The organism is Albidovulum aestuarii (assembly GCF_029961185.1).
Lineage (GTDB): Bacteria > Pseudomonadota > Alphaproteobacteria > Rhodobacterales > Rhodobacteraceae > Albidovulum > Albidovulum aestuarii.
In genome coordinates, this window is record NZ_JASBQQ010000007.1 from 35184 (window position 1) to 48691 (window position 13508).

12 protein-coding genes are annotated in these 13508 nt (G+C 60.7%); 6 read left to right on the forward strand and 6 right to left on the reverse strand.

The genetic code is table 11. The features are described 5' to 3' along the window. Positions 1 to 64 precede the first annotated feature (64 nt). Positions 65 to 508, forward strand: coding sequence for an NUDIX domain-containing protein (locus QKW60_RS15300; RefSeq protein WP_282369953.1), 444 nt, complete (start codon positions 65 to 67; stop codon positions 506 to 508). Between the two features lie 2 nt (positions 509 to 510). Here QKW60_RS15300 and QKW60_RS15305 read toward each other — a convergent pair whose 3' ends face one another. After that, positions 511 to 1731 (reverse strand): PP2C family protein-serine/threonine phosphatase, encoded by a 1221-nt coding sequence (locus QKW60_RS15305; protein ID WP_282369955.1) that lies wholly within the window; start codon positions 1729 to 1731, stop codon positions 511 to 513. Between the two features lie 220 nt (positions 1732 to 1951). Between QKW60_RS15305 and QKW60_RS15310 the strand changes: the two genes are divergently transcribed. Then, the gene (locus QKW60_RS15310; RefSeq protein ID WP_282369957.1) at positions 1952 to 2290 is read left to right on the forward strand and encodes an Hpt domain-containing protein; all 339 of its coding nucleotides are present in this window, start codon (positions 1952 to 1954) and stop codon (positions 2288 to 2290) included. Between the two features lie 5 nt (positions 2291 to 2295). Here QKW60_RS15310 and ilvA read toward each other — a convergent pair whose 3' ends face one another. Further along, entirely contained in the window at positions 2296 to 3543 is a 1248-nt protein-coding gene (ilvA, locus tag QKW60_RS15315) for a threonine ammonia-lyase IlvA (RefSeq protein ID WP_282369958.1), read from the reverse strand. A 21-nt stretch (positions 3544 to 3564) separates the two neighbouring features. Continuing rightward, on the reverse strand, positions 3565 to 4461 hold the full coding sequence (locus QKW60_RS15320; RefSeq protein ID WP_282369959.1) for a hypothetical protein: 897 nt from the start codon (positions 4459 to 4461) through the stop codon (positions 3565 to 3567). On the opposite strand from QKW60_RS15320, the gene QKW60_RS15325 reads away from it, so the two are divergent. The 3 genes from QKW60_RS15325 to msrA all read left to right on the forward strand — a co-directional run bounded on the left by QKW60_RS15325 (position 4448) and on the right by msrA (position 6749). Beyond that, positions 4448 to 5674, forward strand: coding sequence for an argininosuccinate synthase (locus QKW60_RS15325; protein ID WP_282369961.1), 1227 nt, complete (start codon positions 4448 to 4450; stop codon positions 5672 to 5674). The genes QKW60_RS15320 and QKW60_RS15325 overlap by 14 nt on opposite strands. A gap of 80 nt (positions 5675 to 5754) precedes the next feature. After that, positions 5755 to 6039: an SCP2 sterol-binding domain-containing protein gene (locus tag QKW60_RS15330; RefSeq protein ID WP_282369963.1), complete on the forward strand. Its 285-nt coding sequence runs from the start codon at positions 5755 to 5757 to the stop codon at positions 6037 to 6039. Between the two features lie 89 nt (positions 6040 to 6128). Beyond that, positions 6129 to 6749 carry a peptide-methionine (S)-S-oxide reductase MsrA gene (gene msrA, locus QKW60_RS15335; protein WP_282369965.1) on the forward strand — a complete coding sequence of 207 codons (621 nt, stop codon included), beginning with the start codon at positions 6129 to 6131 and terminating at the stop codon, positions 6747 to 6749. A gap of 40 nt (positions 6750 to 6789) precedes the next feature. Here msrA and QKW60_RS15340 read toward each other — a convergent pair whose 3' ends face one another. Continuing rightward, entirely contained in the window at positions 6790 to 9051 is a 2262-nt protein-coding gene (locus QKW60_RS15340) for an NADP-dependent malic enzyme (protein ID WP_282369967.1), read from the reverse strand. Positions 9052 to 9209: 158 nt separating this feature from the next. On the opposite strand from QKW60_RS15340, the gene mutS reads away from it, so the two are divergent. Beyond that, positions 9210 to 11825 (forward strand): DNA mismatch repair protein MutS, encoded by a 2616-nt coding sequence (mutS, locus tag QKW60_RS15345; RefSeq protein ID WP_282370196.1) that lies wholly within the window; start codon positions 9210 to 9212, stop codon positions 11823 to 11825. Positions 11826 to 11857: 32 nt separating this feature from the next. Here the strand turns inward: mutS and QKW60_RS15350 are convergent, their stop codons facing one another. After that, positions 11858 to 12406, reverse strand: coding sequence for a nucleotide exchange factor GrpE (locus QKW60_RS15350; RefSeq protein ID WP_282369969.1), 549 nt, complete (start codon positions 12404 to 12406; stop codon positions 11858 to 11860). Positions 12407 to 12409: 3 nt separating this feature from the next. Continuing rightward, entirely contained in the window at positions 12410 to 13477 is a 1068-nt protein-coding gene (gene hrcA, locus QKW60_RS15355; protein ID WP_282370197.1) for a heat-inducible transcriptional repressor HrcA, read from the reverse strand. Positions 13478 to 13508 lie beyond the last annotated feature (31 nt).

Genomic DNA, 13508 nt, shown 5'->3' on the forward strand with positions numbered 1-13508 from the left:
AGGCTTGCGTCCTGCCATACCGCCTGAATATGGGGACGACAACCACATGGCAAAGGGGGCAGGCATGATCCGACGATTCGGCGAACCTCTGGTGCGCAGCCAGAGATACGGCATTCGGCATGGCGTCTATGCGGTGCTTTTACGCGGACACGATGTGCTGGTTACCCATCAAGCAGAGCCTGAACCCGAGTTCCAGCTTCCGGGCGGTGGTATCGATCCGGGAGAATCGCCTTTGCGGGCGCTCTATCGCGAGGTGCGGGAAGAGACAGGCTGGACTATTACCTCTCCCCGTCGACTCGGTGCGTTCCGTCGGTTCGTTTACATGCCGGAATACGACAAATGGGCAGAAAAGCTTTGCACCATCTACCTGGCCTGGCCCGCGAGAAGTCTTGGCGCCCCGACAGAGCCGGGTCACAAGGCGGTCTGGATGCCGGGGAAAGAGGCAGTTTGGATGCTTGGCAACGACGGCGACAGGCATTTTCTGGAGCGGGCGCTGCAGGGTCTTTGACCTCACACATCCTTCGCACCATGAAATTCGAAGAAGACGCCTGAGACATCGTCGCCAAATTCATCCCCGGCGTAGTCGCTGAGGTGCCACATGAGGGATTCCATAAAGTCTGCGCCACCAAGATGGCGGCACGACGCCAACAGACGCGAAAGTCCTTCCTCGCCAAGCTGCGTTCCTTTCGCATCTTCGGCTTCGGTTATCCCGTCAGACATCAGAAACAGCCGGTCTCCGGGTTGAAGCTGCGCCTCAAATGCCTCCCACGCGGCGGGTTCAACGAGGCCAATCGGCAGTCCGCCGCTGCCAAGGTACTCAACCCTGCCATCGGCTCGCTGAATCGCCGGGTGCGGGTGGCCCGCCTGCACCATGACAACACGGCCTGAGATCAGATCGACATCGGCATAGGCCATCGTAAAGTAACTTTCGGTTTGCATCTCCTGGACAACTACACGGTTGAACTGTTCGGCCAACTCCTCGGGCGGGCGGGCGTCGTAAATGCCGATTTCGGTCAGTACCAACGCGATGTTCTGTTCCGGCGAGTTGCCGGACAGATAACCAGCAAGCCGCGCAGTCATCAGCGCAGAGGTGATTCCATGGCCCGATACATCAATGGAAAAGAGCCCGACCCGCCGCGCGTTGATCGGAAAAAACCCGACCAGATCGCCGCCGACATGGCCGGACGGGCGCAAGAGCAGGCTGACCTCAGCCTTTCCGAAATCGCGGTGTCGCTCTCTTACGAGGCTTTGCTGAAGCTTCTTGGCCTCCATCAGGTCGCGATCGACAGAATCGTATAGCGCTTGCAATTCGCTGAGTGTCGAGGACAGGAGCCTGTTCTTGTCGGTCAGTTCCCGCTCCATTCCCAGAATACGTTCGCCCGCGGCGATCCGGGCGCGCAGTTCATCTCCGTTGACCGGCTTGGTCAGAAAATCATCTGCGCCGCCGTCCAGCCCGCGGGCGATTTCGGCCGATTCCGTCTTAGACGTGAGCAGGATGAAATAGACGTAGTTTCCGGTTACCTGCGCGCGCAGCGCCTGACAGAACTCGATGCCAGACATGCCAGGCATCATCCAGTCGGAGATTACCAGATCGGGTGGATCGGTTTCGCTAAGCGAAAGCGCCTCTTCTGCGCAGCCGGCTTCCGTCACCGAATATCCGGCGCGGGCGAGTTGAGATGTCAGGATCTTCCGCTGCATCCGACTGTCATCGACGACCATGACGCGTCGCATCTTTGAGATGTCCTGCCCCGCCGTCGAGTCGTCATTAAAATTGGAAACCGCTACCTGCACCCAACTACCCTCGCCCGGTCTGGTCCGGGTTCGCGCATCAGCTAATCCAACGCGGGTTAAAATGCGCTGAACGGCGTCGGATAGCAGGTTCGAGCTTAACGTCGCCGAAATGTTTCGGGCCTAACGTCGATGGGAACAGTTGCAAGGGGCGGCGGATGCGATGATCGATTGGGGGCGCATCGATGAATTGAACCGGGAAATCGGGCCGGACGGCTTTGCCGAAGTTGTGGAGTTGTTTCTGGACGAAGTTGAAGGCGTCGTGATGCGCCTCAAGACGTCTCCGGATCCTTTGGCGCTTGAGTCAGACCTGCATTTTCTGAAGGGAGGGGCCTGGAATCTCGGCTTCAAGGAATTCGGTGGGCTTTGTCAGGATGGCGAGCGGCGGGCAGCGGCGGGCAAAGGCGCTGAGATCGATATCGGTCGCGTCATCGACAGCTACTTTGCATCAAAGCAGGCGTTCGTGGATGGTCTCGCCGATAGGTCAAATTCTGTGGTCTGACCGGATCAGATGAGAAACTCAGCCAGGGCTTCGTCTTCGGTGATGTCGCGATAGGAAAACGCGGCATCATCCAACTTCCGCGTCAGGGCTGCAAAATTCTCCGCATCCTTTGTCTCGATCCCGATCAGGACCGACCCAAAGTTGCGGGCGGACTTCTTGAGATATTCGAACCGTGCGATATCGTCGTCCGGACCGAGCATCGCCAGAAACTCCCGCAATGCGCCCGGGCGCTGTGGCATTCGCAGGATGAAATACTTCTTCAGACCCGCGTATCGCTGCGCGCGTTCCTTCACCTCGGGCAGGCGTTCAAAATCGAAATTTCCGCCTGAGGTGACGCAAACGACCGTCTTGCCGCGAATGTCCTCGGCCATTTCTGGCAGCACATCGACCGATAGCGCGCCCGCCGGTTCCAGAACGATCCCCTCGACATTCAGCATTTCGAGCATGGTAATGCAGATGCGGTCCTCTGGTGCAGCAAGAATGTGACCTTCTGTAACGGCTTTCAGCCGGGCGAAGGGTTCTGCCCCGATCCGGGCAACTGCGGCGCCATCGACAAAGCTGTTGAGCTTTTTCAGCGTTACCGGCTCACCTGCCGCAATTGCCGCAGCAAGGCTGGCCCCGCCCGCCGGCTCAACATAGCGAAATCGCGTTTCTGGCGCGGCCTCGGCTAGATACGTGGTCACACCAGAGGCAAGCCCACCGCCGCCTACGGGCAACACGACGAGATCGGGCGCACGCTCCAACTGTTCAAGGATCTCGACTCCGACACTTGCCTGCCCCTCGATCACATCGGGATCGTCGAAGGGCGACAGGAAATGCGCGCCCGCCTCGGCGCAGAAGGCCTGCGCGGCGGCCAGAGTCTGGTCGAAATAGTCGCCAGTCAGGCGTATTGCGATGTTGTCGCCGCCGAACACACGGGTCTTGTCGATCTTTTGCTGCGGCGTCGTCACTGGCATGAAGATCGTGCCGCGGACACCGAAATGACGGCAGGCATAAGCAACACCCTGCGCGTGGTTACCGGCGCTCGCGCAGACGAAATGGCCATGCGCCTTATCGGCCGTCAGAACCTTCCGCATCGCGGTAAACGCACCACGCAGCTTGTAACTGCGCACCGGGGTCAGATCCTCGCGTTTTAACCAGATTTCGGCGCCGTAACGGGCCGACAGATGATCGTTACGCTGCAAAGGCGTCGGTGGAAAAAGATCCCGCAAAGCCTGCGTGGTCTCAAGGACCTGTCTGGAGAACCTGCTCATACCCGGTCCCTTATGTTTGGTTCAGTCGATCGACCGGCCTTCGATGCAGACGCCGTATATCGTCGTCAGAATCGACAGCCCCAGCATCGTGCTGATCCACTGAGTAACCGCGTTGATTAAACCGCCAAGCACGATTGAGAAACTGAAGAACGGCAGGGCAACCTGACCCAAAAGCACACTAAAAAGCGCGAACATGAGAGCAACCGCCAGGATCGTTCCCGACAGAGGTCGCGTCGCCTCCCACGATTGCCGGAAGGTTTTTTGTTCGTTCACCGCGCTTGCAGGCAGTACCAGCGAAATCCGCTGGATGAACCATAGAAGCGTTCCGAACCACCCGAGCCAGAGCAGCGCAGCCAGAGCATGGGATTGGGTAATTGCGCTAACCGCCGAAATGACGATGCCAGCCACGACGGAAACCAGGATCGCAACAAGCATGATCAGGATCGACCAGCCAAGATAACCAAGCATACGATCGCCGTGAAAGGCGGGCATCATCGCGCCGGGATATTCTTCACGCAGACAATATCGATGCCAGGCCACGGCCACCCAAAGGGTTGCAACCAAATAGGCGAGCAGCGAGATCAAAAACGGACCGGTGACATAGTTCTGGAGCTGTTCGGCCGGTGTGCCCAGATCTGACATCTGGTGCGGTGTTACAAAGATGGCTGCAAGAATACCAACCACGATCATCGGCATGCTGATCCGCAAAGCTGCGCCGAAGTTTCCGAACACCATCCGGAACGCGTGCATAAGAATTCGGAAAGCCATGTTGTCCTCGGGTAGGTTGATTGCCCCGTCGTTATCCCAAGCGCGGGGGCCGGTCAAAGGGGATCGCCCCTCACCTTGCCCTGCGCCCGAAAACCAGCTATCGCGCGCGGGCCTATCTGACGTGAAGGAAAGCCCCATGTCCGCGCCCAAGAAAGTCGTCCTCGCCTATTCCGGCGGTCTCGATACCTCGATCATCCTGAAATGGCTGCAAACCGAATATGGTTGTGAGGTTGTGACCTTCACCGCCGATCTCGGTCAGGGCGAGGAACTGGACCCGGCGCGCAAGAAAGCGGAACTTCTGGGGATCAAGCCCGAGAACATCTATATCGAGGATGTGCGCGAGGAATTCGTGCGCGACTTCGTCTTCCCGATGTTCCGGGCCAATGCGCTTTACGAAGGGCTCTATCTGCTCGGCACCTCCATCGCTCGACCGCTGATTTCCAAGCGCCTGGTCGAAATTGCGGCCGAGACCGGGGCCGATGCCGTAGCCCATGGCGCGACCGGCAAGGGCAACGATCAGGTGCGATTCGAACTCTCGGCCTATGCCCTCAACCCTCATATCAAGGTGATCGCCCCCTGGCGGGAATGGGATCTGACCTCGCGCACGCGCCTGCTGGAATTCGCCGAACAGAACCAGATCCCAATCGCCAAGGACAAGCGCGGTGAGGCGCCGTTCTCGGTCGATGCGAACCTGCTGCACACTTCGTCCGAGGGAAAGGTTCTGGAGAACCCCGGCGATGAGGCGCCCGACTACGTCTATCAACGCACGGTCCATCCGGAGGACGCACCCGATATGCCCGAGATGGTGGAAATCACCTTTGAAAAGGGTGACGCCGTCGCGATCAATGGCGAAGCGATGAGCCCGGCAACGATCCTGACCAAATTGAACGAGCTGGGCGGCAAGCATGGCGTCGGGCGGCTGGACCTTGTCGAAAACCGCTTTGTCGGCATGAAGTCACGCGGCGTCTATGAGACGCCCGGCGGCACGATCCTGCTGGAAGCCCATCGCGGGATCGAACAGATCACGCTCGACGCTGGCGCGGGCCACCTCAAGGATTCGATCATGCCGCGCTATGCGGAACTGATCTATAACGGCTTCTGGTTCAGCCCCGAACGCGAGATGCTTCAGGCGTTGATCGACAAATCACAGGAACATGTATCGGGTACCGTCCGCGTCAAACTCTACAAAGGCTCGGTCCGCACCGTGGCCCGGTGGTCGGACCATTCGCTTTACAGCGAAGCCCATGTCACATTCGAGGAAGACGCCGGCGCCTACGATCAGAAGGACGCCGAGGGCTTCATCCGCCTGAACGCGCTTCGTCTGAAGCTGATCGCCACGCGGAATTCGCGGGTGAAGGGCTGACGTCATTCGTGACGTAACGCTCCGGTTGCCGAGCATGTGCTGACGCCCGTAAATCCTTCCGTAAACGACGGGAGGATTTCATGCCGCTAGACGCCATCGCCGCCGATATTGGCAAGACGCTTGAGACGAGAAGTTTCACCGGCTCGCTCAAGTTCGATTGCGGCGAGGCGGGTGTTATCGTTCTGGCCGATGGCACCGCCTCCACCACCAACCGCGACACGGATTGCACACTGAGGATCAGCGAAGAAAACCTCGTGAAGCTACTCACCGGAAAGCTCAACCCGATGACAGGGGTCATGATGGGCAAGCTCAAAGTCTCGGGCGATCTCAGTGTCGCCATGGGGCTTGCGAAGCTGCTTGGCTGACACATAGCCCACGATCGCGTGACCTCACGGGAAGATGAGTTGCCCCGATGGGTCATTCCCCGTTTGCTCCGCCAAAACGGAGTGAACGAATGTTGCGATTGATCCTTGCCTTCTTCCTGCTGACCGGCCCCGCAATGGCCGCGACCGAAACCGCCATCGTGGCGGGCGGTTGTTTCTGGTGCGTCGAATCCGATTTCGAAAGCGTGCCGGGGGTGAAGTCAGTTGTCTCGGGCTATACCGGCGGCACCGTTAAGAACCCGACCTACAAGCAGGTGACGAAAGGTGGCACCGGCCATTATGAGGCGGTAGAGATAAAGTTCGACCCCGCAAAAATCAGTTATGCGAAGATCATCGACCTCTTCTTCCGCTCGGTCGACCCAACCGATGCGGGCGGCCAGTTCTGCGACCGGGGTGACAGCTACCGCACCGCCATCTTCGTGAAAAACCCGGCCCAGCGCGCAGCGGCGGAAGAGGCAAAGGCGGCGGCGATGGCGGCGCTTGGCAAGAAAATCGTCACACCGATTGAGAATGCCGGCACCTTCTATAAGGCCGAGGACTATCATCAGGACTATTACAAGGGTTCCAGCCTTGTCCTGACCCGTCGGGGTCCGAAAAAGCAGTCAGAAGCCTACAAATTCTACCGCAACGCCTGCGGCCGCGACCAACGCGTAAAACAGCTTTGGGGCAATGCCGCGCCGTTCACGCATTGATCGTGAAACGAGGTCCCGGGCCTGACCCGGGACCTCGGCCTTAGTGCCCCAGCCGACAGGCGGCGATCACCGCCATGTTGAGGATGTCGTTCACGGTCGATCCCATCGAACACATCTGAATCGGCTTGTCGACGCCGGTCAGGATCGGTCCGATCACTGTGGCGCCCGCCATTTCCTGCAACAGCTTGACCGAGATCGAGGCGGAATGCCGCGCGGGCACGACCAGAACATTGGCGGGACCTGACAGACGGCAGAACGGATAGTGCGCCATCTGCTCCATATTCAGCGCAACATCGACGGTCATCTCGCCTTCGTACTCGAAGTCGACGCCCCGCGCATCCAGCACCTTCGGTGCCTGATGCATCTTGGTCGCGCGTTCGCTGACCGGATAGCCGAAGGTCGAGAACGAGAGGAACGCGACACGCGGTTCGATCCCTAGCCCGCGGGCCACAGCCGCACCGCGTTCGGCGATATCGGCAAGGTCATTCTCATCGGGCCATTCATGCACTAGCGTATCGCCAATGAAGATGATCCGGCCACGATGCAGAACGGCAGTTATGCCGACCGCCCCATCCTCGGCCCGCACGTCAAAAGCGTGGTTGATCAGGCCCAGGACATGCGCCGACTTTCTTGTCGCCCCGGTCACCAGCCCGTCGCCATGACCATGGGCCAGCATCAGCGCCGAAAAGACATGCCGATCGCGCGCGGCAAGCCGGTGTACATCGTGCCGGTCAAAACCTTTTCGCTGAAGGCGCTCGTAAAGGAAATCCCGATAGACATCGAGATGGGCGGTATTCGCGGCATTTACCACCTCCAGCTCTGACACTGCGTCAGCCAGCCCCTCGGCGGTCAGTTTTTCCTTCACGTCGGCTTCGCGCCCCACGACCAGCGCCTTGCCCAGCCCGGCGCGTTGATAGGCGACGGCGGCATGCAGGACGCGCGGGTCATCGCCTTCAGCAAAGATCATCCGCGCCTGCGCCTGACGCGCGCGGGCGTGAATGCCTTGAAGGATCGATGCGGTCGGGTCCATCCGCGTCTTCAGGTTCAGCTCATAGGCCTCCATGTCGATGATCGGCCTGCGGGCCACTCCGGTATCCATACCGGCCTTCGCCACCGCAGGCGGGATGACGTGGATCAGACGCGGATCGAACGGCGTCGGGATGATGTAGTCGCGTCCGAAGGTCAACTTGCGGCCATAGGCCATCGCCACCTCTTCAGGCACCGGCTGGCGGGCGAGGCTGGCCAACGCCTCGGCGCAGGCGATCTTCATTTCATCATTGATCGCACGGGCGTGGATATCCAAGGCACCCCGGAAGAGATAGGGAAAGCCCAGCACATTGTTGACCTGATTGGGGTAATCCGACCGGCCCGTCGCAACGATGGCATCCTCGCGCACCGCATGCGCCTCTTCCGGGGTGATCTCGGGATCGGGATTGGCCATTGCGAAGATTACCGGATTGGGTGCCATGCTTGCGACCATCTCGGGCGTCACAGCACCCTTGGCCGAGACGCCCAGAAACACATCCGCACCCCGCATCGCCTCTTCCAGCGTCCGCGCATCGGTCCGTGCGGCATGGGCCGATTTCCACTGGTTCATGCCTTCGGTCCGGCCCTGCCAGATCACGCCCTTGGTATCGCACATGATGCAATTGTCATGCTTCGCGCCCATCGCCTTGATGAGTTCCAGACAGGCGATCCCCGCCGCCCCGGCCCCGTTCAGCACGATCTTGCAATCGGCGAGACTCTTGCCCGAAATCTCCAGCGCGTTGATCAGGCCCGCAGCGCAGATCACCGCCGTTCCATGCTGGTCGTCATGGAAAACCGGGATATCCATGATTTCCTTCAGCCGGCTTTCGATGATGAAACATTCGGGCGCCTTGATGTCCTCAAGGTTGATGCCGCCGAATGTCGGGCCCATCAGCTTCACAGCCTGAATGATCTCCTCCGGGTCCTCGGTATCGAGTTCGATATCGATCGCGTTCACATCAGCGAAGCGCTTGAAGAGCACCGCCTTGCCTTCCATCACCGGTTTTGAGGCCAGTGCGCCTAGATTGCCAAGGCCGAGGATCGCCGTGCCATTCGAGACTACCGCCACCATGTTGCCCTTGACCGTATAGTCATATGCCGTGCCGGGATCGGCGGCGATGGCCTCCACGGGTACGGCGACACCGGGGGAATAGGCCAGCGACAGATCGCGCTGCGTTGCCATCGGCTTTGAGGCGTTGATTTCGTACTTCCCGGGCGTCGGGTTCAGGTGATAGGCAAGCGCCTCTTCCGGGGTGACGCGGTTCTTGGGGGCCATTAGCGACGGTTCCTTTGACGTTTCCGCCCTCATACCGTTCCCGCCCGATGGCCACAATGCAAAGGATTTGCCGCTTTTCCCCGGAGACGCGGTTTTGTAGGGTCGCGCGGAAGTACGAGGGAGGAGCCGTGAACGCTCAGGACGGCAATGTGACGCCGATGATGGCGCAGTATCTGGAGATCAAGGGGCGCTATGCCGATGCACTCCTGTTCTACCGGATGGGCGACTTTTATGAGATGTTCTTTGACGATGCCGAGGCGGCGGCGGCGGCGCTGGACATCGCGCTGACGAAACGCGGCCAGCATCTGGGCAAGGATATCCCGATGTGCGGCGTGCCGGTCCATTCCGCCGAAGGCTATCTGCTGGCGCTGATCCGCAAGGGGTTCCGCGTCGCCATTGCCGAACAGATGGAGGACCCGGCGGAAGCCAAGAAGCGCGGCTCGAAATCCGTGGTCGCCCGCGATGTGGTGCGGCTGGTGACCCCTGGCACGCTGACCGAGGAAACGCTTCTCGAAGCGCGGCGACACAACTTCCTGGCCGCCTGGGCCGAGGTTCGGGATGAGGCGGCTTTGGCCTGGGTCGATATCTCAACCGGTGAGTTCCGGGTGATCCCCTGTCCTCTGTCGCGTCTTTCCCCCGAGCTTGCCCGCCTCGCCCCGCGCGAGGTGGTCGTGAGCGAAGTGAAAGAGGCCGATCTGGCCGGAATAGTGTCTGATTCCGGGGCCGCTATGACGCCTCTGTCACGCGGGTCCTTCGACAGCACCGGCGCCGAAAAGCGACTTTGTGCGCTTTATGATGTGACGACGCTCGACGCATTCGGCACCTTCGACCGGGCCGAGGCCTCGGCCATGGGGGCCATCGTCGAATATCTCGACCTGACCCAGCGCGGCAAACTACCGCTTTTGCGCCCACCGGTGAAAGAAGCGCCCGGTGGATCGGTTCAGATTGACGCAGCAACCCGGCGGAATCTGGAGATCACGCAGGCCCTATCCGGCGGGCGCGATGGTTCGCTCATCGCCGCCATCGACCGGACCGTCACCGCTGCGGGTGCACGTCTGTTGGAGCGGCGATTGTCGGCGCCGTCGCGCGATCTTTCTGAAATCCATGCGCGGCTCGAGGCGGTGCGATTCCTTGCTGGCGAAGCGCGGCTGGCCGAAAACCTGCGCACCGACCTGCGCAAGACACCCGACATGGACCGGGCGCTGTCGCGGCTTGCACTTGACCGGGGCGGGCCGCGCGACCTGACCGCGATCCGCGCCGGACTTGCAGAGGCCGGGCGCATTGCCGGACGGTTGACGGGCGAGGTTCCCGACCGGATCGCCCGGGCAGCGGCGGACCTTCTGGGCTTTGACGACCTTGTCGCCTTTCTCGATGACGCCCTGGTGGCCGAACCGCCCTTGCTTGTGCGTGACGGTGGCTTCATCGCCCCCGGCCACAACGCCGAACTGGACGAGGCGCGCCAGCTGCGCGATCAGGGGCGTGGCGTGATTGCCAAAATGCAGGCGGACTACGCCGCGCGGACCGGCATTCAGAGCCTGAAGATCAAGCACAACAATGTGCTGGGCTATTTTATCGAGACGACCGCGACCCATGCGGAGAAAATGCTGTCGGCGCCCTTGAATGAAACCTTCATCCACCGGCAGACCACGGCCAATCAGGTGCGCTTCACCACGGTGCCGCTCTCGGAGATGGAGACGAAGATCCTCAACGCCGGAAATCTGGCGCTGGAGATCGAAAAAAGGCTCTATGACGGCCTGAAAGCGATGATTCTGGATGCCTCGGCGCTGATTTCCGCGGCCGCGCGGGCGCTGGCAGAGATCGATCTGACCGCCGCCTTCGCCGACCTGGCGAAGGGAGAGGACTGGTGCGAACCCCAGGTGGACGAAAGCCGCGCATTCGAGATCGAGGGCGGCCGCCATCCGGTCGTGGAACGGGCGCTGAAGCGCTTAGGCGAACCCTTCATCGCCAACGATTGCCTGCTGACCGATGGTAATACCCCGGCGATATGGCTGCTGACCGGTCCGAACATGGCCGGTAAATCGACCTTCCTGCGCCAGAACGCGCTGATCGCGCTTCTCGCACAGGCAGGCAGTTTCGTTCCCGCGCGGCGCGCCCATATCGGGCTGGTCAGCCAGTTGTTCAGCCGGGTCGGTGCCGCCGATGACCTTGCGCGCGGGCGGTCGACCTTCATGGTCGAGATGGTGGAAACCGCCGCCATCCTCAATCAGGCCGACGACCGCGCGCTGGTAATCCTTGACGAGATCGGGCGGGGCACGGCGACCTATGACGGGCTCTCCATCGCCTGGGCGACGCTGGAACATCTGCATGACGCGAACCGCGCCCGCGCGCTTTTCGCCACGCATTACCATGAGATGACCGCGCTTTCGCAAAAGCTCGACGGAGTGGAAAACGCCACGGTCGCCGTCAAGGAATGGGAAGGTGAGGTGATCTTCCTGCACGAGGTCCGCAAGGGTGCCGCCGACCGCAGCTATGGCGTACAGGTGGCCCGCCTTGCCGGACTGCCGACGGCGGTGGTCGAACGGGCGAAAGTCGTGCTGGACGCGCTGGAAAAGGGCGAACGCGAGGGCGGCACGCGCAAGCACACCCTCATTGACGACCTTCCACTCTTCAGCGCCGCCTCGGTCGCGCCGCCTCGGTCCGTAAAAGACCCGTCAGAACTGGAAGAGCGTCTTGCCGCACTTCATCCGGACGAGATGACCCCACTTGATGCGCTTTCGGCCTTGTACGAATTGAGGGCGTTTCTGGACAAGTAAGGTGGGTTTAAACCCACCTCACCCATTAGAAATCACGACTTCGGTGTAGAGCTCACGCCCACCTGTGCAGGACGCAAAAGCCTTTCGTGCAGCATAAAGCCTTCGGTCATCACCTGAATGATGTCGCCCGCCTTGGTTCCTGGCACAGGCGCTTCGAACATCGCCTGATGCAGTTGCGGATCGAACCGGTCGCCGATCTCAGGCACGACCGGTTCCACCCCATGCTTGCCCAGAACCGAGATCAGTTCCTTCATCGTCAGCTCGATGCCCTCAATAAGGCCCTTGGCGACTTCGCGCGTCTCATCACCGGCTGCATCCAAAGCACGCTTGAGGTTGTCGAAAACCGGCAGCAAGTCGCGGGCGAGTTTCGAACCCCCATATTGCTCCGCCTCGCGCCGGTCACGTTCGCCGCGCTTGCGGATGTTCTCGGCGTCCGCCAGCGCCCGCATGAAGCGGTCGCGCATTTCGTCGCGTTCGGCGCGCAGCGCCTCAAGCTCATCGGCAACGATATCGGCTTCAAGCCCCTCATCGCCCATCAGCGCCTGATCCTCAGCAATCTCGTCTTTCTTCATCTCACTCATGGTCTATCCCTTACGCTCGCCCGACAGAAGTCGCCCGACAAGCTGCGCCGTGTAGTCAACGATCGGTACGATGCGCCCGTAATTGAGCCGCGTCGGACCGATCACGCCCACGGCGCCGATGATCTTACGGTCAGCGTTCATATAGGGAGACACCACCAGAGAGGAACCCGAAAGTGAGAATAACTTGTTCTCTGAACCGATAAAAATGCGCACACCGTCGCCCGCTTCGGCCAGTTCGAGGAAATCGGCAATATCGCGTTTGCGCTCCAGATCGTCGAAGAGTGTCCGGATACGTTCCAGATCGGCCTCATCGGCCTGATCGATGAGATTAGCGCGGCCGCGCACGATAAGGCGTTCATGGGATTCGCCGGGATTCTCCCAGACGGCGAGCCCGCTTTCGACAAGCGCGCGGGCGGCCGCGTCGAGTTCCTGCCGACGCCGGGTGATTTCGTGGGTCATGTGTGCACGAAGTTCGGACATGGTCCGACCTTCCGCCAACGCGTTGAGGAAGTTCGCCGCTTCGCGCATGGAGGATGGGGTCTGGCCAGGTGGCGGTGCAAAAACGCGGTTTTCGACATGACCATCGGCGAAGACCAGAACCACCAGCGCCCGGTCATGGCCGAGGCTGACGAATTCGATATGGCGGATCGGCGCTTCGTGTTTCGGGGTCAGCACAAGACTTGCCCCATGGGTTATGCCCGACAAGGCCTGCCCCACCCGGTCAAGCAGCGAGGCGACACCGGGTTCATTGCCGCCGGTGGTCGCATCAATCGCCTCGCGATCCTGCAAGGAGAGCGTCGAAACCTCCATCAGCCCGTCGACGAACATGCGCAGGCCCAATTGCGTCGGGATGCGGCCCGCCGAGGTATGGGGGCTGTCGAGCAGGCCCAGGAATTCCAGATCCTGCATCACATTGCGGATCGTCGCGGCTGAGACCTTTTCGCTCATCGTGCGGGTCAGGGTGCGCGAGCCGACCGGATCGCCGCTGTCGAGATAGCCCTCAACCACCCGGCGAAACACTTCACGCGAGCGGTCGTTCATCTCGGACAGGATTTTCGCTTTGTCGTCCATGGTCACATATATAGGGCAGCCGACAGTAAAT

Excerpts from the sequence above, each read along its gene's own strand:
- QKW60_RS15300 (WP_282369953.1), top strand. The coding sequence starts at position 65 with ATGATCCGACGATTCGGCGAACCTCTGGTGCGCAGCCAGAGATACGGC.
- QKW60_RS15305 (WP_282369955.1), bottom strand. The coding sequence starts at position 1,731 with ATGCGACGCGTCATGGTCGTCGATGACAGTCGGATGCAGCGGAAGATC.
- QKW60_RS15310 (WP_282369957.1), top strand. The coding sequence starts at position 1,952 with ATGATCGATTGGGGGCGCATCGATGAATTGAACCGGGAAATCGGGCCG.
- ilvA (WP_282369958.1), bottom strand. The coding sequence starts at position 3,543 with ATGAGCAGGTTCTCCAGACAGGTCCTTGAGACCACGCAGGCTTTGCGG.
- QKW60_RS15325 (WP_282369961.1), top strand. The coding sequence starts at position 4,448 with ATGTCCGCGCCCAAGAAAGTCGTCCTCGCCTATTCCGGCGGTCTCGAT.
- QKW60_RS15330 (WP_282369963.1), top strand. The coding sequence starts at position 5,755 with ATGCCGCTAGACGCCATCGCCGCCGATATTGGCAAGACGCTTGAGACG.
- msrA (WP_282369965.1), top strand. The coding sequence starts at position 6,129 with ATGTTGCGATTGATCCTTGCCTTCTTCCTGCTGACCGGCCCCGCAATG.
- QKW60_RS15340 (WP_282369967.1), bottom strand. The coding sequence starts at position 9,051 with ATGGCCCCCAAGAACCGCGTCACCCCGGAAGAGGCGCTTGCCTATCAC.
- mutS (WP_282370196.1), top strand. The coding sequence starts at position 9,210 with ATGATGGCGCAGTATCTGGAGATCAAGGGGCGCTATGCCGATGCACTC.
- QKW60_RS15350 (WP_282369969.1), bottom strand. The coding sequence starts at position 12,406 with ATGAGTGAGATGAAGAAAGACGAGATTGCTGAGGATCAGGCGCTGATG.
- hrcA (WP_282370197.1), bottom strand. The coding sequence starts at position 13,477 with ATGGACGACAAAGCGAAAATCCTGTCCGAGATGAACGACCGCTCGCGT.